The sequence below is a fragment of the Hymenobacter antarcticus genome (genome assembly GCF_039539545.1).
GTDB classification, from domain to species: Bacteria; Bacteroidota; Bacteroidia; order Cytophagales; family Hymenobacteraceae; genus Hymenobacter; species Hymenobacter antarcticus.
The window spans coordinates 171,411-195,460 of record NZ_BAABDI010000002.1 but is presented as its reverse complement, the minus strand read 5'-3'; the positions used below and the strand labels follow the sequence as shown (position 1 = coordinate 195,460).

The 24,050-nt window shown below is 61.2% G+C and carries 20 protein-coding genes; 13 read left to right on the top strand and 7 right to left on the bottom strand.

Translation table 11 applies throughout. From position 1 onward, the window contains the following. Positions 1-207: 207 nt before the first annotated feature. From bamJ to ABD819_RS02720, 3 genes are all read left to right on the top strand, one after another. A complete protein-coding gene (bamJ, locus tag ABD819_RS02730) occupies positions 208-840 on the top strand; it encodes a BamJ family beta-barrel-assembly machinery protein (protein ID WP_345120714.1) in 633 nt (210 codons plus the stop codon). A gap of 102 nt (positions 841-942) precedes the next feature. Further along, entirely contained in the window at positions 943-1,617 is a 675-nt protein-coding gene (locus ABD819_RS02725) for a hypothetical protein (RefSeq protein WP_345120712.1), read from the top strand. Between the two features lie 128 nt (positions 1,618-1,745). Next, a complete protein-coding gene (locus tag ABD819_RS02720) occupies positions 1,746-3,704 on the top strand; it encodes a KUP/HAK/KT family potassium transporter (RefSeq protein ID WP_345120710.1) in 1,959 nt (652 codons plus the stop codon). A gap of 140 nt (positions 3,705-3,844) precedes the next feature. On the opposite strand, the gene ABD819_RS02715 is transcribed toward ABD819_RS02720, so the two are convergent. Continuing rightward, on the bottom strand, positions 3,845-5,659 hold the full coding sequence (locus ABD819_RS02715) for a M61 family metallopeptidase (RefSeq protein ID WP_345120708.1): 1,815 nt from the start codon (positions 5,657-5,659) through the stop codon (positions 3,845-3,847). 133 nt (positions 5,660-5,792) lie between these two features. On the opposite strand from ABD819_RS02715, the gene ABD819_RS02710 reads away from it, so the two are divergent. The 3 genes from ABD819_RS02710 (at position 5,793) to ABD819_RS02700 (ending at position 8,545) form a co-directional block, all read left to right on the top strand. After that, positions 5,793-6,665, top strand: a complete 873-nt coding sequence (locus ABD819_RS02710) for a C40 family peptidase (protein WP_345120706.1) — start codon at positions 5,793-5,795, stop codon at positions 6,663-6,665. A gap of 622 nt (positions 6,666-7,287) precedes the next feature. After that, on the top strand, positions 7,288-7,728 hold the full coding sequence (locus tag ABD819_RS02705; RefSeq protein WP_345120704.1) for a DUF2147 domain-containing protein: 441 nt from the start codon (positions 7,288-7,290) through the stop codon (positions 7,726-7,728). Positions 7,729-8,026: 298 nt separating this feature from the next. After that, positions 8,027-8,545: a hypothetical protein gene (locus tag ABD819_RS02700; RefSeq protein ID WP_345120701.1), complete on the top strand. Its 519-nt coding sequence runs from the start codon at positions 8,027-8,029 to the stop codon at positions 8,543-8,545. A gap of 188 nt (positions 8,546-8,733) precedes the next feature. Here ABD819_RS02700 and ABD819_RS02695 read toward each other — a convergent pair whose 3' ends face one another. Further along, positions 8,734-10,797, bottom strand: a complete 2,064-nt coding sequence (locus tag ABD819_RS02695) for a M1 family metallopeptidase (RefSeq protein ID WP_345120699.1) — start codon at positions 10,795-10,797, stop codon at positions 8,734-8,736. 206 nt (positions 10,798-11,003) lie between these two features. Here ABD819_RS02695 and ABD819_RS02690 point away from each other — a divergent pair, with 206 nt between their 5' ends. Then, positions 11,004-13,307 carry a T9SS type B sorting domain-containing protein gene (locus ABD819_RS02690; RefSeq protein ID WP_345120697.1) on the top strand — a complete coding sequence of 768 codons (2,304 nt, stop codon included), beginning with the start codon at positions 11,004-11,006 and terminating at the stop codon, positions 13,305-13,307. Between the two features lie 251 nt (positions 13,308-13,558). On the opposite strand, the gene ABD819_RS02685 is transcribed toward ABD819_RS02690, so the two are convergent. The 3 genes from ABD819_RS02685 to ABD819_RS02675 form a co-directional block, all read right to left on the bottom strand. After that, positions 13,559-14,122 (bottom strand): cytochrome c oxidase subunit 3, encoded by a 564-nt coding sequence (locus ABD819_RS02685; RefSeq protein WP_345120695.1) that lies wholly within the window; start codon positions 14,120-14,122, stop codon positions 13,559-13,561. Between the two features lie 172 nt (positions 14,123-14,294). Continuing rightward, complete coding sequence (locus tag ABD819_RS02680) at positions 14,295-14,633, bottom strand: hypothetical protein (RefSeq protein WP_345120693.1); 339 nt, start codon at positions 14,631-14,633, stop codon at positions 14,295-14,297. Continuing rightward, entirely contained in the window at positions 14,626-14,922 is a 297-nt protein-coding gene (locus ABD819_RS02675) for a hypothetical protein (RefSeq protein ID WP_345120691.1), read from the bottom strand. Before ABD819_RS02675 ends, ABD819_RS02680 begins: the two co-directional genes overlap by 8 nt. 180 nt (positions 14,923-15,102) lie before the next feature. Between ABD819_RS02675 and ABD819_RS02670 the strand changes: the two genes are divergently transcribed. Further along, positions 15,103-15,918 (top strand): TapB family protein, encoded by an 816-nt coding sequence (locus tag ABD819_RS02670; RefSeq protein WP_345120689.1) that lies wholly within the window; start codon positions 15,103-15,105, stop codon positions 15,916-15,918. Between the two features lie 128 nt (positions 15,919-16,046). Here the strand turns inward: ABD819_RS02670 and ABD819_RS02665 are convergent, their stop codons facing one another. Beyond that, positions 16,047-17,354, bottom strand: coding sequence for a peptidoglycan DD-metalloendopeptidase family protein (locus ABD819_RS02665; protein WP_345120687.1), 1,308 nt, complete (start codon positions 17,352-17,354; stop codon positions 16,047-16,049). A 178-nt stretch (positions 17,355-17,532) separates the two neighbouring features. Here ABD819_RS02665 and ABD819_RS02660 point away from each other — a divergent pair, with 178 nt between their 5' ends. The 3 genes from ABD819_RS02660 to ABD819_RS02650 all read left to right on the top strand — a co-directional run bounded on the left by ABD819_RS02660 (position 17,533) and on the right by ABD819_RS02650 (position 20,799). Then, on the top strand, positions 17,533-18,384 hold the full coding sequence (locus ABD819_RS02660) for a hydroxymethylglutaryl-CoA lyase (protein WP_345120685.1): 852 nt from the start codon (positions 17,533-17,535) through the stop codon (positions 18,382-18,384). A 13-nt stretch (positions 18,385-18,397) separates the two neighbouring features. After that, a complete protein-coding gene (locus tag ABD819_RS02655) occupies positions 18,398-19,141 on the top strand; it encodes a (Fe-S)-binding protein (protein ID WP_345120683.1) in 744 nt (247 codons plus the stop codon). Between the two features lie 335 nt (positions 19,142-19,476). Then, complete coding sequence (locus tag ABD819_RS02650; RefSeq protein ID WP_345120681.1) at positions 19,477-20,799, top strand: O-antigen ligase family protein; 1,323 nt, start codon at positions 19,477-19,479, stop codon at positions 20,797-20,799. 250 nt (positions 20,800-21,049) lie between these two features. On the opposite strand, the gene dapA is transcribed toward ABD819_RS02650, so the two are convergent. Further along, positions 21,050-21,934 carry a 4-hydroxy-tetrahydrodipicolinate synthase gene (gene dapA, locus ABD819_RS02645; RefSeq protein ID WP_345120679.1) on the bottom strand — a complete coding sequence of 295 codons (885 nt, stop codon included), beginning with the start codon at positions 21,932-21,934 and terminating at the stop codon, positions 21,050-21,052. 158 nt (positions 21,935-22,092) lie between these two features. Here dapA and ABD819_RS02640 point away from each other — a divergent pair, with 158 nt between their 5' ends. Together ABD819_RS02640 and ABD819_RS02635 are read left to right on the top strand one after the other, a co-directional pair. Continuing rightward, positions 22,093-23,016, top strand: coding sequence for a polysaccharide deacetylase family protein (locus ABD819_RS02640; protein ID WP_345120677.1), 924 nt, complete (start codon positions 22,093-22,095; stop codon positions 23,014-23,016). Between the two features lie 203 nt (positions 23,017-23,219). Next, positions 23,220-23,954 (top strand): outer membrane beta-barrel protein, encoded by a 735-nt coding sequence (locus tag ABD819_RS02635; protein WP_345120675.1) that lies wholly within the window; start codon positions 23,220-23,222, stop codon positions 23,952-23,954. The last annotated feature ends 96 nt before the right edge of the window (positions 23,955-24,050 follow it).

Below are 24,050 nucleotides of genomic sequence, written 5' to 3'. Positions count from 1 at the left end.
ACCGCTATTTATTATTGAAAAAGCCTGGCCTTTAGCCGGGCTTTTTTGTTATTGATTCGGCCATTGCGGCCGGATGCGGCGGTTCGGCGCGGCTTTTGGAACTTTGCCCCGCCAACAGCGTAACCCGTTGCAACCTTTTTTTACCGGCTGCCGGTGGCAGGGCTTCGCTTCTGCCACCGCAGCTTCACCCATTCCCCTCCTGGTTTTATGAACCTCGATTCCCATCAAGCTCAGGTGAGCTACATCATTGGCCGCGACCTGGCCCGCAACTTTGCCCAGCAGGGCCTCGAACTGGACGTGGATACCCTGGCCGGCGCCCTGAAAGAAGGCCTCCAGGGCCTCCCCAGCCGCCTCACCCAGGAAGAAATGCAGGCCGCCATGCAGCAATTGCAAGAGCAAATGGGCGGTACCGAAAACGACCAACAAGAACCAGATTCTGACTCCATGAACAACAACAAAGCCGAAGGCGAAGCCTTCCTCGCCGAAAACGCCAAGAAGTCCGGCGTTACCACCCTGCCCAGCGGCCTGCAGTACGAAGTGCTGACCGAAGGCGCGGGCAAGAAGCCCGGCCTGGGCTCGTCGGTGACCACCCACTACCACGGCACCCTGATTAACGGTACCGTGTTCGACAGCAGCTACCAGCGCGGCCAGCCCGCCACCTTCCCCGTGAATGGCGTGATTGCCGGCTGGACAGAAGCGTTGCAGCTCATGGGCGAAGGCGCGAAATACCGCCTTTACATTCCGTCGGACCTGGCTTACGGCAAGCGCGGTGCCGGCCGCGACATTCCCGGCGATACGGCGCTCATCTTCGACGTGGAGCTGATTAAAGTGAATAACTGAGGGAATAGCGTGGCGGGAGCTCCCCGGGCTTCCGCCACCACCCGCACTGCCGCGCCCACCTGGGCCCGCGCGTCAACCACCAAACCGGCCGCCGCTGCTCTCATGCCCGACCCTATTGACCAGCCGCCTGCCGAACAACCCAACGTGGCCCCGGAACAATTTTCCGGGGCCGCTTTGCTGACTACGCCCGCCGGATTCCCGCCAACCCCTGCGCCGGTAGTCGGCTTTCAGGACATCTCCCAGCCAGAGCCGGTGCCGGAGCTGACCCCGCTTGCGGTAATCCGGTCCGACGATGGCCGCGTGGTACTGACCGATACCACGGTCATCGTGCGGGGGCAGGAACACCCGCTCCGCGAGCTGGAGCGCGCCGAGCTCACGCACGTGCAATGGATACTCTGGTACCTGCTGGGCGGTATGGGCCTGGCCGCCGTGATGATTGCCTTCCTGCAAAACTGGCTGCGCACCGGCCCGGCCATGACCGGCATGGCCCTCACGGCGCTGCTGCTGGCCTACGGCCGGCGCGGTAGCAACCGCCTGCGGCTGCTCCGGCTGGGCCGCGAGATGGTCAACTTTGCCCTGCCCGGCGAAACCCCGCCCTGGCAGCGCCTCACGGCCGAGCTTAACCGCCGCATCTACCGCGTGCACGACCACGCCGCCCGGCTGGATGCCTGGCACCTGGCCGCCGCCGATGCCGCCATGCGCCAGGCTTCGGCCGTAGCCCGGGCCGCGGCCGAAGGCCAGCCAGGGAATGAGAATTTGGGCCATAATGAGCTGTAAGTCAAACGCCGCTACTTTCGCGGGCCATTCCTGTATGCCCTTTCCCGTGGCCTGGCTACTACCTTCGCGCCCCATAATCCCGTTACAGCACTTTTTCACCGAGCCGATTCTCGTTTTTACCCCACCGTATGGATTCTAAACATTCGCACACCGCCATATCCGGGGCGGGGCTGCTCATTGCCCTTGGCATCATCTACGGCGACATCGGCACCTCGCCGCTCTACGTGATGTCATCGATTCTCAAAGGAGGCGCGGTGCCCGGCCTGATTGACGCGCACCTGGTACTGGGCGGCATTTCCTGCGTTATCTGGACGCTCACCCTCCAAACCACGGTGAAGTACGTGCTGCTCACCCTCAATGCCGACAACAACGGCGAGGGCGGTATTTTCTCGCTCTACGCCCTGGTGCGGCGGCGCGGAACCTGGCTTTCGGCCGTGGCCATCATCGGCGGGGCGGCCCTGCTGGCCGATGGCGTCATTACCCCGCCCATTTCGGTATCGTCGGCCATTGAAGGCTTGAGAACGGTGTACCCCAGCCTCACGCAGGACACCATCGTGTACATCGTTATTGGCATCATTGCGGGCTTATTTTTATTGCAAAGCTTTGGTACCCAGATTGTCGGCAAAGCATTTGGCCCCATCATGCTGCTGTGGTTCAGCATGCTGGCGGTGCTGGGCATCAGCTGGGTAGTTCAGAACCCGGTTATTCTGAAAGCCTTCAACCCCTACTACGCCTACGATTTGCTGGTGAAGTACCCGGGCGGCTTCTGGCTGCTGGGCTCCGTTTTCCTGTGCACCACCGGAGCTGAGGCCCTGTATTCGGACCTGGGCCACTGCGGCAAGGGCAACATCCGCATCAGCTGGACATTCGTGAAAAGCGCGCTATTGCTCAACTACCTGGGCCAGGGCGCGTGGCTGCTGGCCCACCAGGGGCAAATGCTGAACGGCAAGAACCCCTTCTTTGCCCTGATGCCGCAATGGTTTCTGCTCATCGGTATCGGCATTGCCACCATCGCGGCCATCATTGCTTCGCAGGCGCTTATTACGGGCTCGTTCACACTGGTGGCCGAGGCCATTCGCCTCAATATGTGGCCCAAGGTGAAGCTCAACTACCCCACCGACGTGAAAGGCCAACTCTTCGTGCCCAGCATGAACCGGCTGCTGCTGCTCGGCTGCATCGGGGTAGTGCTCTACTTCCGCGAGTCGACCAACATGGAAGCGGCCTACGGCCTGGCCATCACGCTCACCATGCTGATGACGACCATTCTGCTCACCGTGTGGCTGCGGGCCAAAAAGGTAGCCCTGCCATTGGTTATCGGCTTCGCGACGCTCTACGGCATCATCGAAGGCTCGTTTCTGATTGCCAACATGGCGAAGTTTCCGCACGGCGGCTGGGTGTCGCTGGCCATTGGCGGGGCGCTGATGGCCGTGATGTACGTGTGGCTGAAGGCGTTTTACATCAAGCGCCGCCTCACCGAATTTGTGCGCCTGGAGCCTTACGTGGACGCCCTCAAGCAGCTCAGCGACGATGATACCATCCCGAAGTATTCTACCCATCTGGTGTTTCTGACCTCGGCCGAGCGCAGCTCCGAAATCGAGCAAAAAATCATCTATTCCATCTTCCAGAAGCGGCCCAAGCGGGCGGATATCTACTGGTTCATCCACGTCGATACCACCGATGAGCCCTACACAATGGAGTACAAAGTGACCGAAGTGGCCAAGGACGACGTGTTTCGTATCAATTTCCGCCTCGGCTTCCGGGTGCAGCAGCGCATCAACCTGTACTTCCGCAAGGTGATTGAGGACCTGGTGCGCAACAAAGAAGTGGACATCACCTCGCGCTACGAGTCGCTGAGCAAGCAGCACGTTACGGGTGATTTCCGCTTCGTGGTGCTGGAAAAATTCCTCAGCGTCGAGAACGACTTCCCCACGATGGAGAAGCTCGTGATGCAGGCCTACTTCTACATCCGCCAGTTCATCGCCTCCGAAGACCAGTATTTCGGTCTAGATACTTCCTCGGTGAAGGTGGAAAAAGTGCCCCTGGTAATTGCTCCGGTTGCGGAAGTGGCCCTCAAGCGCATCAAGTAAGACCACGGATTCGCGCGGATTTTTGCGGATTACACGGATTTTGTAGTCGGTTTCGTTGATAACAAAAGGCCCCGTGCTAGCTGCACGGGGCCTTTTGTTATCAACGAAACCATTAACCGCTAACCGTTAATCATTAACCACTACTTGCCCAACCACTTGGCTAGCACCTTCTGTTGGGCCGGCGTTGGGCTGGCCATGGGCTGAATGGTGAACTTGCGATTGGGGTTGGCGCGCATGGTCAGTTTCAGGTCGCGGGGCAAGCCATCGCGGCGCACCTGCACACTCACCGCCGTGCCCACGGGCGCGCTCAGCAGGGCGTTCACGGTTTCGGTACCCGGGGCCACGCCATTCACCAGGAGGATTTCATCGTTCACGTTGAGGCCGTCGGTCCAGGCCGCGCCATCGCGCACCACGCCCGTAACCAGCAGCTTGCCGGTCCGGTTCGAGAAGTTGGCACCCAGGGTGCCGTCGTTCGCCACCGGGTTATTGCTGAGCGTGAGGCCGGCGTAGGCCAGCACCGGGGCGAAATCAATCGGCTTGGTGCCGTACACGCTGTTTTGGAAGAAGGCGTCGTAGCGCCGGCCGGCCACGGTAGCCACGGCATTCTGGAATTCCTGGTCGGTGAAGCCCCGGCCGGCTTTCTTGTAATACGTGTCGTAGAGCAGGCGGAATACGTCGTCGAGGTGCTTTTCACCCTTGGTCGCTTCGGCGATGTTCAGGTCGAGCCAGGTACCAATCAGGTCGCCCTTCGAGTAGTAGCTGATTTGGGTATTGGCGGCATTTTCGTTGGGCCGGTAATACTTAATCCAGGCATCGAAGCTGGACTCGGCGGCCGACTGAATGCGGTTGCCAGGCGTATTTTCCACCTCCGAAAGGGCGTTACCCAGCTTGCCCAGGTACTCTTCGCGCGAAATGATGCCAGCCCGCTCGTTGATTATCTTCGAGTAATACTCGGTCATGCCCTCGCTCACCCACAGCATGTGCGTGTAGTTTTCCTGGTCGTAGTTGAACGGCCCCAGCGCCACCGGACGGATACGCTTCACGTTCCAGAGGTGGAAGTATTCGTGCGCCACCAGGCCCATAAACGACTTGTAGCCGGCTTCGGTGGCGTAGGCGGTGCGGCCCACCTCCAGCGTGGTCGAGTAGAGGTGCTCCAGGCCCCCGCCGCCGCGCTCCAGGTGATGCACGATAAACAGGTAGTGGTCGAGCGGATTCCGGCCTACCACGCGGTGCGATTCCTCGCATACTTTCTTCAGGTCGGCCAGCAGCTTGGGCTCGTCCACGGTGTAGGTGCCGAACATGGCCACCTGGTGCGGCGTGCCGTTGGCCGTGAACTCCAGCACCTTCTGATTGCCGATTTCCATCGGCGAGTCGGCCAGCTCATCGTAGCTGGTGGCTTTGTAGGTGAACTTACCGGCGGCCGGGCGCAGAGCGGTGCTCACCTGGCTCCAGCCGGCGGCGGGTTGCACGGCGATGGTGCTGCCCAGCATCTTGTTATCAGCCGGGTACATGAATACGCTACTGCCGTTCAGGTAGCCGTGGTCGGCATCGATAAAAGAAGTTCGCACGCTCAGCTCGAAAGCATACACGCGGTAGCTCACCTGAAAACTGGCCTGCTTGGGGTGGCGCACCCGCCAGGTATTCTTGTTGATTTTCTCCACCGCCAATGCCTGGCCGCCCGCGGTGCGGGCCTGAAGCCCCTCCACATTCTTGGCAAACTCCCGCACCAGGTACGAGCCAGGAGCCCATACCGGCATTTTCACATCGGTGTACTCGGCCGGAAAACCGCCCAGGTCCATCTTCACCTCGAAGTAATGCGACTGCGGCGCGGGCATGGCCAGGGTGTAGCGCAGCGTGGGCACGGCAGCGGCCGGGCGGGCGCTGGCGGGCGCGGCCCCGGCTAAAAAGGCCACCACCGTGGCCTGGCAAAATAGTAAACCTGAATTTTTAAACATCGAAAATGAGTTGGGATGGAGCAAGGGCACAAAGAAAGCGTGCGAGGTTGCCTCCAACCTAGCGAGCCGGCGGCCCGTTAGGGCCTAGGGCAGCGCTTATTTGTTGAAGCCGTACCGTAAAATTTTCCCTATTATGCGCTTTGTGTGGTTGATTTTTATTGGATTAGTGGCCGCGATGGTGGTAGTGGTGCCGCGCCTGGGGCGGAACGCAGCCACGCCGGTGGCACCGCGGGCGGCAGTACCGGCCACCCTTACGGGGCTGCACACGGGCGCGGCCGTAGCCTACGCTGGCCGCGCCGACAGTGTTGTAGCCTTCGGGCTGGCCCAGCGCGGCACGCCTTACTTCTACGCCGGGGTTTCGCCCATCACAGGGTTCGACTGTTCGGGGTTTATCCTATACACCTTTGCCCGTTTCCGCGTCCCGGTGCCGCATTCCACGGCGCTACTCATTAGTGTAGGCCAGCCCGTGGCACGCGCCGAAGCCCAGCCCGGCGACATTGTGGTATTTACCGGTACGGCCACCACCAGCACCACGCCGGGCCACGCCGGCATTGTGGTTTCGGCGCGGGGCGAGGTGCCGCTGCGGTTCGTGCATGCTTCCTCCTCGCGCCGCGAGCCTTTCGTGAAAGTAAACCAAGTGGAAGGCTCTGACTACGAGCGTCGCTTTATGCAAGTGCGGCGCGTGTTGGTGCCGGGCACGGCTAGCCAAGCAGTGGCACGGCCCAGGCCGGTGGCCACGTTGCACTCAGCAACGGCAGTAGCCGCGCTGCCAGTGCGCAATGTGCCCGTCACTACGGCTAAGCCGGCTATTGCGCCGCCGGCGGTACTGGCCATTCGCAAAACACCGGCTGTCGCCGTAGCAAAAAGAAAAACAGCCGCACCAGTGACTAAAAAGAAGTCCGGAGCAGTGCATTCTTCCATTCCCAAGAAAAAAACGACAGTGGCCGCCCGGGCCAGGCCAGCCCGTAAGCCAAGCCCGAAAGCTGCCCCAACCAAGAGGCATTAGCGCTGCGGGCGGATATTCTCACCTGCTTAAACGCAGCGATGCCCGGCCTGCCTCTGCCGTCCCACTGAAGGGCGACTGGGCAAACCGGGCATCTAATCCTTCAAATCTTACCAAGCGGCGAAACTGGGGTACAGTTCCGGCGTCCTACGTGTAAGACCTGGCCGAATGTGGGTAGCCTTAGGAGCTACCCCACGAAGCTGTTGTTAGGCGCGTACTGCGGTGAGGCGTACGACATTCGACAGGCTTGGCAGGATTTGTTTGGGACTACTAGACATTATGTACCTCCTTTCTTTACGTTCGACATAGCCCCATTTGCGCGGCCCAGCACCTTAGGGCTGCTTAAATGGGGTCGTAGCACTCACTACTGAGCGGTAAAGTTAATAGAGGCCGCGAAGGTTCAATACGCGGTGGCATAACTTATGGCAAAAGCGGCTTTTTCGCGGTTTAACGACTGATTTTCAGCTGTAATAATTTTGTATTACCAAGCAGCCGGTGCCTTACTTCGCAGGAGTGAGAAACTTGGCCGTAAACTTGTTTTAGAGCCAGCAACCGAGCCAGGTAGCTGCTCTAAAAAAAATCCCTTACCTTTTCCCATCTAACCCACTCTTTATTAATCGTTGAAATGAAAAAAACTTTCTTTTTGCTCGTTGCCATCGTGCTGAGCGTTGCCCGGATGGCTTCCGCCCAAACCATGTCCCCGCTCGGGACCTGGACGAACTCGGAGAAAAAAGCGACATTTGAAATTTACAAGTGCGGCGACAAGCTGTGCGGAAAAATCGTGAGCCTGACCGTGCCCAACGACCCCGCTACCGGCAAGCCCAAAACCGACTCGAAGAACCCGGAGGCCAAGCTGCGCAGCCGTCCGCGCCTGGGTATGGTATTCATGCAGGGCTTCAAGTACGATGACGACAACAAGTGGGACGACGGCAAAATCTACGACCCCGAAAGCGGCAAAACCTACTCCTGCTACATGCAGATGGAAAACCCTAACAACATGGAAGTGAAAGGCTACATCGGCTTCTCTCTCATTGGTAAGTCACAGAGCTGGACCCGGATTAAGTAGGCCAATCGCCTTCCTCTGGCCGTAAGTACCAAGGCCGGTTTCCCCACGGAAGCCGGCCTTTATTTATAAGCTCAGACGTGGGCCAAAAGCTCTAAAATCGGAATTCTGGCGGCTTTTGGCAGGCTACGCTCAGAAACTATTTGGCTAATCCCATGTTTGGATTTCATTAGCACCCTGCGCCTTGTTGAACTTCATTCAAAATCTGTTTCGCCCTACAGCTACTGCCCCAACCCATTGGCGTGCCGTTCAGCTGACGCTCCCACAGGTCCAGCGACATGCCCGCTGGGTAGAGGAGCGTGTGTTTCTGAACTGGGCTGGTCCTTATTTCAAGGCTTACCACCTGCTCAAGGGTGGAGCGGGCGGGGCCCGGGGCTTCCAGGTGCAGCTGCTGAACGAAAGCGGCCGGCAGGGCGTGCTGCTCATCTTCGACCCGACCATTGGGCCGGGTAATTTTCGGCATTTCTACGAGTATCTGGGCGAAGAGCTGTTGGCCCTCGGCTACCACCGTGCCTGCGCCGACCAAAGCACCGCCCACCACGCGCACCACACCGAACATACCATCAAGCAGCTGTTCAAGCCCAACCCCACCGACTGCCCCCAAACCGGCGACTGCAACCAACGCTACGGCCTGGTCACGCTGGACCTGGTGGCGATGAACGGCCAGCCCATATTCATCCACCTGAGCCGTAATGCCGTGCTTCAGCCCGGGTTCACCCCGGCCAACTCGTTTGATGAGCTACTGAAAAACCTGCTCGATGCTCCCCCCGCCGATGCCGCCACTGAGGCATTAATAGGCGAATACCACGACCGGTTTTAACATTTAAGCACGCTCAACTACTCACATAGTAGGTAGTCATGCATGTTGTAGAGATGCATCGATTGCGCGGACGCCAGATGAGCATGACGTGCTATTTCATTTGTTTCCCATAATAAAAATGGCCGCTCCTACTCAGGAACGGCCATTTTTACGACTCTTAATATCGTGGCAGCCAAGCTGCCCTCTACTTACTCGCGCACAAACTGCCCACGGCCCAGCGGCTCGCCCGCGGTGCCCAGCAGGCGCAGGTAGTAGAGGCCAGGGGCCAGCGTGTGGGTATCGAGCTGGGGCTGTGCGGCCACCACAGACTGGCGCAGTACTACGCGGCCGGTAGCATCCAGCACCTGAGCCGAAACGCGCCCGAGGGCCGGCAGTGCCGACAGCTGCAGCTGGTCGCGGCAGGGATTGGGGAACAGCTGAAGCGGCGCATTGCCGGCGATGGCGCGGGTGGCCAGCAGGGTGTTGTCGCGGGTGGGCGCGGCCGTGGGCAGGTCCATCACCCACTGGTTGGGGTCGACGGCCACGCTGGTCACCGTGCCGTTCACCGTGAGGGAAAAGGTTTCGGTGGGCTGGCTCTGGCGCAGGCGCACGGTTTGGGTGGTGCCGTCCGAGAACGTGAGGCGGTAGTCCACATCAGTATCAAAAAACGGCGTGCTGGCCGGAACCGAGGCCGTTTCGGTCACGCGTAGCACGAAGTTGCTGCCGCCCTGGTTCCACCGCCCCGTGAACGTGGGGTAGCCGCGGCCCATGAACCACTGCTGGAAGAAATAGCCCAGGGACCGGCCCGCTTCGGCCTCAAATACGCGCTGCAAATCGGCCGTGCGCGCAGTGGAACCGCCAAACTGGGTTTGATAGGTGCGCAGGGCCCGGAAAAATTTGGTGTCGTCATTCAGCAAATAGCGCAGCATGTGTACCACCCCGGCCCCCTTCTTGTAGCTCAGGTAATAGTCGAAAATCCGGCCCACGTTGGTCGTATCGGCTACGTACACGCTGCCGCTGCTGCGTTGGGCGTAGGTGAGGGAGTTGTCCAGCCAGTTGCGGGCGTTGGCCGGGGTGCTGAAGGCCTGCAAGGATAAATATTCGCTGTAGGAAGCAAAACCCTCGTTGAGCCAGATATCGGACCAGGAGGCGCAGGTCACGTTATCGCCCCACCACTGGTGGCCCAGCTCGTGCGCGGTCAGCGTGAAATCGAAGCCGTCCTGCGTAGTCATGGTCTGGTGCTCCATGCCGCCACCCAGCGGGGCCATGCTGTGCCCGTACTTCTCATTGGCGAAGGGATAGAGGCCAAAGAGGGCCGAAAAATTCTCGATAAAGCCTGGCGTACGGTCAATTTCGGCTTGGTAATAGTTCAGCGTTGCCTGGTTGTACACGTAGTTGACGATGGGCACCCGCGGGCCGCCCACCGGATTGGCGTAGTTCACGTACTCCAGGTATGGCGCTACGGCTACCGAAATCAGGTAATAATCAATGGGATTACGTGATTTCCACTCGTAGCGCACTTTATTGTTGGGCAGCGCCACGGTGCGCACCAGCACGCCGTTCGAACCAACTTTATTGGACAAGGCAGTTGTCACCCACACGTCGCTGGAGTCGGCTTTGTCGGTGAGTATCTGCTTGCACGGAAACCACTCGTGGGCCGAAAATGGCTCCGATAAGCTCCAGGTCACGTTGAACGGAAAGGTTTGGCCCGAGCCCAGGCGAACCTGGCTCCTGTTGCTGAGGCCGTTGCCAATGGCGGCCGAGTTGCCGCTGGGTGCCGTGCCGTGGTAGTAAATGCGGGCATCGACCAGCGAATTGGCGGGAGCCGCCACGGCCAGCGCGGCCGTGGCATCGGGCCCGGCCCGGCGGATACCCGGCGAGCGGCGGCCGTTCACCACCACCGAGTCGATGAGCAGCGAGGGGACGCTGGCGGCCGAGCCATTGGGCGATTTATAAAGCTCAAACGCCAGCGAGTCGAGCGGCTGGTTGCCCACGCGCACGCGCATCCACACCGAGCCAGCCACGTTCAGCGAGGTGTTTTCCATCGCCAGGTCCAGCTTGTAGTACTTCACATCATAGCGATTCATCTTGGCGCGGTGGCTCACCGAGGACAAGGCGGAGCGCTGGGCCGTTTGCACCCGCGCCGCGGCGCAGCGGTCGCCCGCATCGAGCCGCAGTTGGGTGAGGGCCGGGGGATTCACCTGCTGGGCATTGGCCTGACCGAACAGGCCCGTCAGGCATCCGAATAAGCTCGCGTAACGAAGTACTTGCATAGAAAATCTGGGGTGGGAAAAAGAATTAAACAATGCTGCGGGCACCGTCCGGTTTAGGTGCCGAAGGTACGCCGGACCTACCCAAAACTACACGACCAGCAGCACGGTTCCAGCTTAGGCACCAGTTGCTGAAAGCGGCGGAAACTTGGTTTTTGCTGGCGTATATTTCGGCATAATCAGGATTTAATACGCTTATTCCTCTACCCATGTCTTTTTCTACGCGGCCAGTCAGGGCACCCGGGTCAGCCTTTCTGCTGTTTTTGAGCTGCTGGCTGCTGCTGGCGGGCCCGGCGCGGGCCACGCACATCGTGGGTGGCGAGCTGGAGCTGGTGCACAATACCGGCGACTCTTATACGCTGCTGGTCAACCTGTATTTTGATGCGGCCAATGGCAATGCCAGCGCCCTCGATGCGGACCTGACCGCGAGCATATTCGATAAAAGCACCAACAACCGCATGGCCAACGTGCTGCTGCCGCTGTCCAGCAACACGTTCGTCAACTACACCAACCCGGCCTGCGCCAGGCCCACCCTAATCACCCGCCGGCTGGTGTATAGCAAGCTGATTAACCTGCCAGCCGGCACCTACAACAGCCCCCAGGGCTACTACGTGGCGGTAGAGCGCTGCTGTCGCAACAACAGCATCAGCAATATTCTGGACCCCGCCAACGCCGCGCAGGCCTTTTACCTGGAGTTTCCGGCCGTGGTGCGCAACGGGCAGCCTTTCTACGATTCCACGCCCCGTATTTTCCCGCCGCTGGCCGATTATGCCTGCCGCGGCGAGCTGTTTTATTACGATTTTGGCGGCCAGGACGCCGACGGGGATTCACTGGTGTACGACCTGGTGACGCCCCTGAACGGCCATTCTGACGCAGCCGTGCCCAAGCCGGCCGCGGCCGCGCCGGCCCCGTATGCGCCCATCACCTGGCGGCCCCAGCCAGCGCCCCTGCCGGGCCAGCCGGCGCTGCCGCCGCTGAGCACCCTCAATCAGATTCCCGGCACGCCCACCCTGAGCATCAACCGAACCACGGGCCGCCTCACGGTGCGGCCCAGCAACCTGGGGCTGTTCGTGTTTGGCGTGCGCTGCGCGGAATACCGGAAGGGCGAAAAAATTGGCGAAGCCCGCCGCGACTTTCAGTTGATGGTGTTGAATTGCCCCATCAACGTACGGCCCAGTGTAGTGATGCTGCCCACCCCGAGCAGTCCCATACCCTACCGCCCGGGCCGCGATACCCTGCGCTTTTTTCCGGGCAGCAACCGCTGCGTGCGCCTGCGCTTCACCGACCCCGACCCCAACTCGCGGCTCACGCTGACCATCAGACCGGTCAATTTTTCGGGGCTCCTGCCCAGCTTCACCACGGCTACGAGCGGGGCCGTGCGCACGCCCGGCGCGCCGGATACGCTCACGGCTACCCTCTGCTTCCCGGAGTGCCTCAACAGCCAGGGACGCGTTTTTTTGCTGGATGTGGTGGTGGGTGACGACGGCTGTAGCCTGCCCAAGCGCGACACGGTGCGGGTAGCTTTCATAGCCGTGCCCCCGCCCAACTCACCCCCGCTCCTCACGACTACGGCGGGGCCTACTTTGCCGCTGCGCGTGCGGGTGGGCGACTTGCTGAGCTTTGACCTGACCGGCACCGACCCCGATGACGACCCCGTGCGGCTGGAAATGAGCGGCCAGGGGTTCAATCCCGTCGACCTGGGAGCCACGCTCTCGCAGGGCACCAACGGCCGCCAGCAGCGCGGCCGCTTCACCTGGCGCGTCGATTGCCGGGCCGTGGGGCCCGATTCGGTGCTCAACTTTCGATTTACGGCGGCGGCCACGCCCTGCAATACCCGCCAGGCAACGACCCTCACGGTGCCCGTCATCGTTTCTTATCGGAACCGCCCGCCCGTGCTGACTTCTACCCTGCCCGTGCCCACCGGCCCCAACCCGCCGCTGATAAAGCTGCCGCTGGGCCAGGTGTACACGGCCACCTTCACCGGAGCGGATGCTGACCGGGACGGCCTGACGCTCACGGCCACGGGCAGCTCCGCCAATAGCTCCGAGGGCTTCGACCTGACCAGTGCGGGCATGCGCTTCGAGGCCCAAAACGGGACGGGCGTGGCCACCGGCCGATTTACCTGGGATGTAAGCTGCGCCGCCGCCAACCTGCGCCGCGACCTGGTGGTAACCTTCCAGCTGATTGACGCGACCTGCAAGCCCCTACCCCAAAAGCAGAGTATTCGCCTCCAGGTGCAAAGCCCCGATACGCTGGCCGTGAAGCTCTACAACGTGATTACGCCCAACAATGACCGGGTGAACGACGAGTTTCGCCTGCCCGACCTGCCCCCAAATTTCTGCGATGCCTACTTCACCAACCTCAAGATTTTCTCGCGCTGGGGCCAGCAGGTTTATGAAACCAGCGACCGTGCCTTTCGCTGGCCCGGCCAGGGCAGCGGCGGGGTCTACTACTATTACGTAACCTACTCCGACGGCCGCAAATACCGGGGCTGGCTGGAAGTCATTCCGTAGCCCAGGCAATTATTATTGAACCCAACACCCAAAAATAGCCGCTATCACCAGCGGCTATTTTTATGGATATCAGGCAGCCAAACGCTTCTACATTACTCGTGCAGAAATAACCGTATGCTCCGGTCTGACCGCCTAGGGCGGTCAGACCGGTTGCCGTTGGGCCGAAATAGTTGGTGCTTCAACCGGTCAGACCGCCTAGGGCGGTCAGACCGGCAGGCCCGACCCGAATATGGTTATTTCTGCACAAGTGCTTAATACAAGAACAGAAACACGGCGAAGAGTGCCACCCACAGCACATCGACAAAATGCCAATACGTGCCCAGCAGCCGGAGCTGCCGCCGGTGGTAGGGGTTGCGGATGAAAACCAGCCCGCGCACGGCGTCGCGGTCGGCCTGGAGCACCCGCAACAGCAGCACCAGCAGAAACAGCATACCCGCCAGCAGGTGGGCGACGTGCAAGGCCGAAATCAGGTAGATAAACTGGCCGCTGCTCGTGCTTGCGTTACCCTGAAAGGGCACGCCGTACAGCACAAGCTCGCGCCAGCCCAGCACCTGCAAGCCCGCGAAGGCGCATCCCAGCAATAATGTGGCACCGAGACAACGCCCGAGGCTGGCCAGGTCGTCCTGCGCGTACAGGCGCGGGGCCTGCCCGATGGTGTAGCTGCTGACAACCAGCACGATGGTGCTGAGCGAAAAATACCGGGGCAGCGCGTGCAGGCCCGTGGGCACCCCGCTGCGCAAGCGGGCATTGATGTAGGCCGCCACCAGTATCACGAACATTACCGTGATGGCCAGCATCACCAGGTACAACACCATCAGCAACGGTGGGAGCCGTTCTATCCGCGCAAAAGCCGAAGCGCCCTGCGGAGTTCCTACCTGTTTCTGACGGTCATTTTCGGGGTTCATCGGGCGGGGCCTTAAGCTGTAGGTACCCTAACTAACCACATCGGAATTAGTTGCAGAGGCCCGAATTTGATACCTCCGGCTATCAGCGAAAGAACGAGCCAATTTTGCCCAGCACGGCATTGAGCGTGATTTTGGGGGTACGCTGCGCCCCAAAGGTCACGTAGGTTTTGCCGCCCACGCGCAAATCGAGCACCCAGCCCAGCTGCCGGGCCAGGTCGTTGATTTGCTGGAGCGGGTCGGGGCCTTTCGCCTTCGTTTGTTTGGGCGCACCGGGGGCCTTGGGCGGCCCGGCCGTGAGCTGGTCGAGCACCTGCTGGCTGGGAACGTTCAGGATGAGGTAGGTGCCGGCCGCCGCCAGCTGCAATGCATGCCCGTTCCAGGTGATGACCAGCTGGGCCTCAATTTCGAGGCCGCTAGCCAAGGGACGACGGAGCGCTGGGCTGTGAGGAGGTTGGCTGAGGCTGGCCGCTGGGCGCGGGCGGGTCGATACGCACGGGCGGAGCCGGGCTGGCGGCGGGATTATCGCCGCGGGTGCGAATGCGCAGCGAGCCGTTCAGTTTCCAGGTAGCGGCGGGGGCGCCGGGGTTTTGCGGGTTGGGCACCTGCAGCTCAATCTGGTCGAAGGCACAGCTGAGCTCGACACCGCCCGAGAGCTTGCCGAGCAGCGAAGCGGCCATATCGGCCCAGTTGGAAGACGAAGAATCAGGCATGGTTGTTAGTAGGTAAAGGCGAAACAGAAAATCGGGACCGGCGCACAACGCCCGCCAGGTGGCCGCAAAGTACGACCTTGTGTCCGCTAACGCAATGCAGGATGCCGAGTTGTCCGGTGCATCCTTTAGGGCGGGCTGCCGCGTAGAACAGCGGTAGTCGCCTTCACTATTTCATCCTCCATGCGCTTATTCGTTTTCAATACGGCTGCGGCCACCGCAATTTTCCTGCTGGGTGCCGGCCCGGCCCAGGCCCAGGTTTCGGCCAGAACCGCAGGGCTGCCCCGCCCCGATGGCGTTTCGGAATTAACATTCCGACAAGCCGAAGCGGCTTGCAAACAGCCATTTGGCCTGCAACGGGGGCAAAATCTGGAATATCAGCTGCTCGATGCAAAAGGCAAGCTCACGGGCCTTTTGCGCTATCGGGTACTGGCCATCAGAACCGATTCAAGCGCCGAGAAAAAGAAGAAACCGGTGGTCACCACGAAGGTCAGCCTGAAAAGTGGCCTCTACGGCCCCAAAGGTCAGCTATTGCAGCAGCAGGACTTGGCCTTTCTCTGCCGGAACGACACCACCTTCACCGATGGATTGGGCGAGATTAACTACGACGGGCTCAAGTCGTTCCGCGACCGGCTGCTGGCCTATGCAGGCACGCCCCTGGCCTGGCCCAATCAGCCCACCACCGGCAGCAGCTTGCCCAATGGCGGCGTGGTGGTGCAGGTGAGCAGCCCGTCGGTGGCCATCGCCAAAATAAAAACCACGGTGCGCCAACGCAAGGTACTGGCCGGCCCCGCTCCCATCACCGTGCCCGCCGGCACCTTCACCTGCTACAGCGTGGAGAGCCAGCGCGAGCTGGCCACCGCCGCCCGCGCCGACCTCGTGCTCAAAAACACCGGCCGTGAAGTGGACTACTACGCCCCCAGCGTCGGAATTATCAAGACTGAATACTACGACAAAAACGGCAAGCTGCTGCAAACCCGCGTGCTAACCAAGCGCTAGAGCAGTTTCCGAGTTAGTGTACGTTTTTGAAAACAGTTAAAAGTTGAGAGTTAAGAGTTAAAAGGTAAGACCCAATCCGTCTGATTTTTACCTTTTAACTCTTAACTTTTAACTCGGTACACGGCAGCTTATAGAAGCGCCCAGCCGGTTTCGCCCTGCGTCCCGCGTACCAGGCTGTATCCATTTGCCTGCCCCAGAACAACCGCGGCCGTTTGGGCGGCCAACGCTCCGAAGGCCGGAGCCGTGGTGCCGGGCCAGCCGCGCAGCTCGGTGGCACTGGGCAGCACTACCCGTCGCAATGGCTTGGCCTGGGCTCCTACCACGGCCTGCGCCGCTACGTAACCAACCTCACCGGCAGGAGTTTGCACGCGCAAGGTGCTGCCTTGCTGGCCCACTACCAGCAGCGGCACGTCTGTGGGCAGCAGGGACTCATTGGCCAGCCGGGCCACTATGTCGGTGGTCACGACCGTGGTGCGAAGGCGGCTGGCGGCCCGCAGCCGCACAAACTCGCCCCGGCGGTCGCTGCCGCCGGGTAGCGGAGCCACGGCACTGGCCCGCCGCACGAAGGGCAGCGGGTCGACGGCCCCCTGGCCGCTGCGGTACACCCCGAAATGCAGGTGCGGGGCCGTGGTGCGGGCATTACCCGTATTGCCCACCAGGCCCAGCGTATCGCCGGCCCGGACGCGCTGGCCAGCCTGCACCAGCTGCTTGTCGAGGTGGGCGTAGTAGAGGTGTCCGGCGTTATCGGCGGCCGAGAGCCAGACCACGCGCCCACCCAGGGGCGTTTCGCCGGTGCGGGTGACGATGCCGGCCGTGGCCGCGATGGCCGGGGTACCGCGCGGGGCGAAAATATCAATTCCCTCGTGGCGGCGGGCCCCGCCGTCGCGGTCGGCACCCCAGAAGCTGGCGGCCGCGGCATCATTCCGGCCCTGCACCGGAAACACGCTCAGGCCGGGCTCCCGCACTACCCGCAGCGTGTAGCGCCCGGCGGCCAGTAGCTCCGGCTGCACGCGCAGCAGGTGCTGGCCGTTGTCTTCCACCCGATAGCGAAAGTCGAGCATCAGCGTATCGGCGCTGGCCAGCGGCGTGGGCAGCTGCCCCGGCACTGCCGCAAAGGCATCGAGGAAAACGCGGGCGTTGGCCCCCGGCGCGAGGGTCAGGATGATATGCACCTGCTCACCGGCGCGCACGCCGAAGCGGTAGCTGGCCGCACCGGGCCGCTCGGACCGGAAGTAGCCGGTTTCGGTGAAGGGCAGCGTCACCACCAGCGAATCGCGCAGGGCCTGGGTCGCCGCCGCGAGCCAGGCGCGGCCGGCCGGCCGGCGGTCAAGGCCCGCCTGTTGCAGCTGGCGTGCGTACGCCTGATGAGGTGTGGCGGTCTGAAAAATTGCCCGTAGCGTCTGCTGCTTGCCGCAACCAACGAGTAGCAGCAGCATTACCCCAATGAATACTGACCATAAAATCCCTGAGAGCGGCCGGGTCAGCGGCCGTCGGGCAGTAAAATCCGCAGTTGAAACCATGCCTTTCAACAGTCCTGCCAGCGGGGTAGTTCGCCCACGGCGGGGCAAGGCTGCTACCTTTACGCTCATCTCCCCCGCTCCTCACCTCCCACGTATGAAGCTGATTGAATGCCCGCGCGACGCCATGCAGGGCCTGCCCGACTTTATCCCTACTGCCACTAAAACCGCGTACCTGAACGAGTTGCTCCAGGTTGGGTTTGACACTTTGGATTTTGGCTCCTTCGTTTCGCCCAAGGCCATTCCGCAGCTGCGCGATACCGCCGAAGTGCTGGCCGGCCTGGACCTGAGCCGTACAAGCACCAAGCTGCTGGCCATCGTGGCCAACCTGCGCGGCGCCGAAACGGCCGCCCAGCACCCCGAAATCAGCTACCTGGGCTTCCCACTCTCAGTATCCGAAACCTTCCAGCGGCGCAACACCAACCAAACCACCGCCGAGGCGCTGGCCGACGTCGCGGCCATGCACGAGCTGTGCGAGCGCAGCGGCAAAACGCTGGTTGCCTACCTGTCGATGGGCTTCGGCAACCCCTACGGCGATGCCTGGAGCCCGGAAATCGTCACTGAATTCACGCGGCAATTGTCGGGCCTGGGCGTGCGCATCGTGGCGCTCTCCGATACCATTGGGGCATCCACGGCGGCCACCATCGCGCCGCTGTTTTCGGCCCTGATTCCGGCATTTCCCGGCATCAAGTTCGGGGCGCACTTGCACACCACGCCCACCACCTGGCGCGAAAAAGTGAGCGCCGCCTATGAGGCGGGCTGCCGCCGCTTCGACGGGGCCATCGGCGGTATCGGCGGCTGCCCCATGGCGGCCGATGAGTTGACCGGCAACATGGCCACGGAAAACCTGTTATATTTTCTGAAAGAAAAAGGAGTCGAATCGGGGCTCGACCTGGCCGCTTTTGGCCGGGCGCGGGCGCTGGCCGCCAGCGTGTTTCCAACTCATTAATTTCGACCTCGCCATGCCCACCACTGCCGACATTTTCATTCCCTGCTTCGTCGACCAACTTTACCCCGCTACCGCCATGAACATGGTGAAGGTGCTGGAGCGCGTGGGCGTGCGCGTCAACTACAATCCGGCCCAAACCTGCTGCGGCCAGCCCGCCTACAACGCCGGCTACGTGGACCAGAGCCGCGAGGTAGCCGCGAAGTTCCTCCAGGATTTTGCCGCTCCGCCCACCGATGCGGCCCGCTACGTGGTCAGTCCTTCGGCCTCGTGCGTGGGCATGGTGCGCAACAGCTTCCACTCGCTTTTTGACGGCACGGCGCAGCAGTCAGCGTGCCGGGGCGTGCAGGGCCGCACCTACGAGCTAACCGAGTTTCTGGTCGACGTGCTGGGCATCACGGCCATTGCAGGGGCGCGGCTGGCCGGTAAATACACCTACCACGATTCCTGCGCGGCCCTGCGCGAGTGCGGCATCCAGGCCGCGCCGCGCCAGCTCCTGGATGGGGTGGCCGGCCTGGAGCGTATCGAAATGACCGATAATACCACCTGCTGCGGTTTCGGGGGCACCTTTGCCGTCAAGTTCGAGGCCATTTCGGTCGCCATGGCCCAGCAGAAAGTCGAGCATGCCCTCGACACCGGCGCGGACTTTATCGTGAGCACCGATGTGAGCTGCCTGATGCATCTGGAATCATACATCAAGAAAGAAAAACTGCCGCTGAAGTGCCTGCATGTGGCCGATGTGCTGGCCAGCGGCTGGTAGCAGTGAGCAGTGAGCAGTGAGCAGTGAGCAGAAGAACGTCATGCTCATCTGACGTCCGCGCAGTCGAAGCATCTCTACCGCAATAGTAAATAATTACGTGATGTTACGCAGAACGTCATGCCGAGCGCAGCCGAGGCATCTCGCTCGCTTCGTTAACGGCGCTCCCGACTCACGCGAGATGCCTCGGCTGCGCTCGGCATGACGTTGATTCTTATTCGACCAAAACCCTGCGTAACATCAGTAATTACTTGTGTGGTAGAGATGCTTCGACTGCGCGGACGTCAGATGAGCATGACGTTCTTGTGCAACCGGACTTCTTGTGCTCAGCATGACACATGGCGCAACCTGACGTTCTTGCGGAGCAGACCGCCAAAACCATCCCTTCCTTCGTGCAGCTTTATTTATCCGGCCGACTTTCGCAGTACCTCCTCTTATTGGCCTGTGTGGCAGGCATCGCCGGCCTGCTGGCTTCGCGGGCACTGATTGCCATTGCCCCCATCGTAGGCGTAGCAGCTGCGCTCGCCAACCCTGATTTACGGCGTGCCTGGCCCCATTATTGCCGCAACGGCGCGGCAATGCGGGCGGCCGCCGTGCCCGCCTTCCTGCTGCTTACTGGCCTGTACACCACCAACCTGACCGTGTGGCGGCACGAGCTGTTTCGGGACCTCACCTGGCTGGCAGTGCCGCTGGCCTTCACCCTGGCGGTGCCGCTTGCGGGGTGGCAGCGGCTGGCAGTGGGCAGCACGTTTGTGCTGGGCAGCGCCGCCGTGGGCCTGGCTACGCTGGGCCAATACCTGCTGAACCCGGCCGCCGCCAACGAAGCCATTCGCATCGGGCAAAATATGCCCGCCATCACGCATGTGTTCCATATTTCCTTCGGGATGATGCTGGCCCTGGCCTTTTTCTGGGGCCTGCTGCTGCGGCGCGACCACCGGGCCGGGCCCCTGCTGCGGACGCTGCTACTGGCGGCGGCCGTGGCGGCGGCCCTCACGCTGCATATTCTGGCTTATCGAACCGGGCTGCTGTTGCTCTATACCGGCCTGCTGGCCACGGGCCTGCGGCTGCTGGCCCGCCGAAACCTGGCGGTGGGCGCTGCGCTGCTCCTGGCCCTGGGCGTGGGGCCGTGGCTGGCCTACCAGTCGCTGGAATCGGTGCGGCAGCGGGTTTCTTCCAGTATCTGGGACGTGCAGCAGTTCCGGCTGGGGCACGATATCAACGACTATTCGCTGGCCCGCCGGCTGGCCGCCATCGAAAACGCCAGGGCCATCGCGGGGGAGCACTGGCTGCTGGGCGTGGGCCCGGCCGATATCCGCGCCGCCATGAAAGCGCAATACGAATGGAAGGATTTCGGCCTGCGCCCCGGCAACCGCGTCGAAGTGCACAACCAGTTTCTGCAAGCCCTGCTGGGCGGCGGGCTGGTTGGGCTGCTGCTGCTGCTGACGATACTGTTCTGGCCACTGCGGCACGGCTGGGCGCGGCATAGCCCCGGCGTCTGCTTTTTCATCCTGATTCAGGCAACCGTGATGCTGGTTGACGCGCCGCTGGACCTGCAGCTTGGGCTGAATCTGTTTGTTTTCGGCTACGGCTTTCTGGTGGTCGCTACTGAGCGACGGGCACAAGCAGAACGAGTACCCCGAATTTCCAATTCGGCCGCCTGAACAACCGCCATACGGGTCGTTCCAGCGGCCGAATTGGAAATTCGGGGTACTCGTCCGGTGTCGTTCCGGCGGCCGAATTGGAAATTCGGGGTACTCGTTCGGTGTCGTTCCGGCGGCCGAATTGGAAATTCGGGGTACTCGTCCGGTGTCGTTCCGGCGACCGAATTGGAAATTCGGGGTACTCGTTCTGTGTCGTTCCGGCGGCCGAATTGGAAATTCGGGGTACTCGTTCTTTCATGCCAAACAGCCCCTAGAGCGCCCGGCGTATCCGGTCCTTTAGCCCTTCGGTGGCTTCGAGCAGCGGCAGGCGCACGGCGGCTCCGCACACGCCCAGGGCTTCGAGGGCCGCTTTCACGCCCACGGGGTTGCTCTCCTCATACATGAGCGGATTGATGGCCAGCAGGCGAAACAGGTCCGCGCGGGAGGCTTCGAAATTGCCGGCCAGCGCCGCCCGGGTCAGGTCGGCAAAGCGCTTGGGGAAAGCATTAGCCAGCACGGAGATGGTGCCCGCGGCCCCGCAGGCAATCAGGGCAGTGGTGAGCATATCATCGCCGGACAGCAGCAGAAAACCGGCCGGCTTGCGGGCCGCGATGGCCAGGCACTGCTCCATATTGCCGCTGGCCTCTTTGATGCCGATGATGTTGGGGTGGTGGGCCAGACGCAGCGTGGTTTCGGCTGTGAGGTTGGAAGCCGTGCGGCCGGGCACGTTGTAGAGCAGCAGCGGCACGGGGCTGGCATCGGCCAGGCGGTGGTAGTGGGCCACCAGGCCGGCCTGGCTGGGCTTGTTATAAGCCGGGCTGGCCGAGAGCACGGCGGCAATGCCGCGCAGGTCGGTGGTCCGGAACAGCTCCTCGGCCGCGGCCGTGTCGTTGCCGCCGATGCCATACACCAGCGGCACGCGGCCGGCCACATGCTCTTTGGCAATGCCGAGCAGCTCGGCTTTTTCGGCGGTCGTGGTCGTCGGCGATTCGCCGGTGGTGCCATTCACCACGAGGTATTCCACGCCGCCCTCGATGCAGAAATCCAGCAGCCGCCGCCACCCGGCGTAGTCCACCGCGAAATCGGGGGTGAACGGGGTGACCAGGGCCACGCCCGTGCCATGAAATGCCGGAAGGCGGGTGCCAGAATTGTTCATACCGAAGGTTTGGGGGTTAGTTTTGTAGCATGCAAAAGTAGCGCGGCGCGGCGCTTGGCACTTCCTTTTTTCGATTTGCGAGCGTCGGCGGCTCATTTCACGGTCACTATTTTCTTTTTTATTTTTTGGTTGCGAAACTCGGTTTCGCGCGCACATTCATGAAATTTCCATTTGCTTCTCTCCTGCTGGGGGCCCTTGCCGTGGCCGCCTGCGATTCTAAAACTGCTACCACCGGCGAGGCCGCAACCAGCAAAGCCACGGTGGAAGCCATAGCTACCGACCCCGCCGCCGCCGAAACCTCGGGTACCCAAGCCACTTCCGACGACGAGGCCAACGCCACGCCGGCCCCGGCTCCCGGCTCCATTCCGGCCGCCAAGGTTGGGGATGCCGCCGGCATTCTGGCCCGCCCGCAGGTGCCCATCCTCTGCTACCACCAGATTCGGGACTGGACGGGCCGCGACTCCAAAAACGCCAAGGATTACATCACGCCCATCGCCACGTTCAAGGCCCACATCAAGATGCTGGCCGACTCGGGCTACCATACCATCTCGCCCGACCAGCTCTACGCCTACATGACCACCGGGGCCAAGCTGCCGAGCAAGCCCGTCATGCTCACGTTCGACGACACCGACCTCGACCAGTTCACCGTCGCCCGCCCCACGCTGGACCAGTACGGCTACAAGGCCATGTACTTCGTGATGACCGTGAGCCTGGGCCGCCCCCGCTACATGACCAAGGCCATGGTGAAGCAGCTCTCCGACGAAGGCAACATCATCGGCTCGCACACCTGGGACCACCACAACGTGAAAAAATACCAGGGCAAAGACTGGGAAACCCAAATCGACAAGCCCACTAAAACGCTGGAGGAAATCACGGGCAAGAAAATCACCTACTTCGCCTACCCCTTCGGCCTCTGGAACCCCCAGGCCTTCCCCGAGCTGAAAAAGCGCGGCTTTGTGGCCGCCTTCTCGCTGGCCGAGAAGCGCGACCAGAACGACCCGCTGTTCACCATCCGCCGCATCATCGCCAGCGGCTACTGGACGCCCCGGACCCTGCACAACAACATGGTGCAGTCGTTCTAGAATATACGCACCTGTAAGATAGCATGCCCTGCCCCACAGCAATAGCCAGTGTGGGGCAGGGCATGCTATCTTAATTCAAATATTAATTTTATAATACGTTTTTTTATAAAATTAATTATTTTTTTGATTCTTCATTTATTATTCATGCCCTCTACCTTTGGGAGGTTTAGTTTTCACATTTTTAACATCTTCCTTTACTGCTTATGAAAAAGTTGTTCTCTACTGGCTTAGCAGCTTCTGCACTGCTGCTTGCCACATCTGCCCAGGCGCAGATTTCCTTCGGCCCGCGCGTGGGCCTGAACGTTACCAATCTCAGCTATGATTTGGACGGCGAGGACGAGCCTAGCTCCAAATATCAGTATGGAGCCCAGGTTGGAGCGACCCTGAACGCGCAGTTTGGCAACCTGTCGGTGCAGCCATCCCTGCTCTTCACCATGAAAGGTGACCAAGCCAAAAGCTCCGGGTCGGAAAGCAACACCTTCGGCGGCCAGACCTTCAGCTATACCTACGAGACAAAACAAAGTCTACGCCTCAACTACCTGGAGCTGCCCGTGAATCTGGTGTACAGCACGAACGGGGCCGAAGGCGGCTTTCAGGTTTTCGCTGGTCCTTACGTGGCCCTGGGGCTAAGCGGCAAGGTAAAGTCTGACTCTAAAACGACCATCACCGCGGGCGGCGCCACCCAAACTAATTCTAGTTCCGACGAAAGCGACGTAGAGTTTGTCAGCAAGGAAGGTAAAGACGACAAAGCCTACCTGCGCAATCTGGACGCAGGGTTTAATATGGGCGTGGGCTACAAAGTAGGCGGTATACAGGCCCAGCTGGGCTACGGCCTGGGCCTTAGCAACCTGGTTCCCAACGACACGAACGACAAAGACCCCGATATTACTGTGCGCAACCGCGGTTTTCAGCTTTCCCTCTCCTATTTCTTTCAATAAGAGAGGCTGGAAATAAGCCAGAATCCCAGAAACGAGAAAGCGCCGACCAGATGGTCGGCGCTTTCTCGTTTCTGGGATTCTGGCAGCTATTCAGTA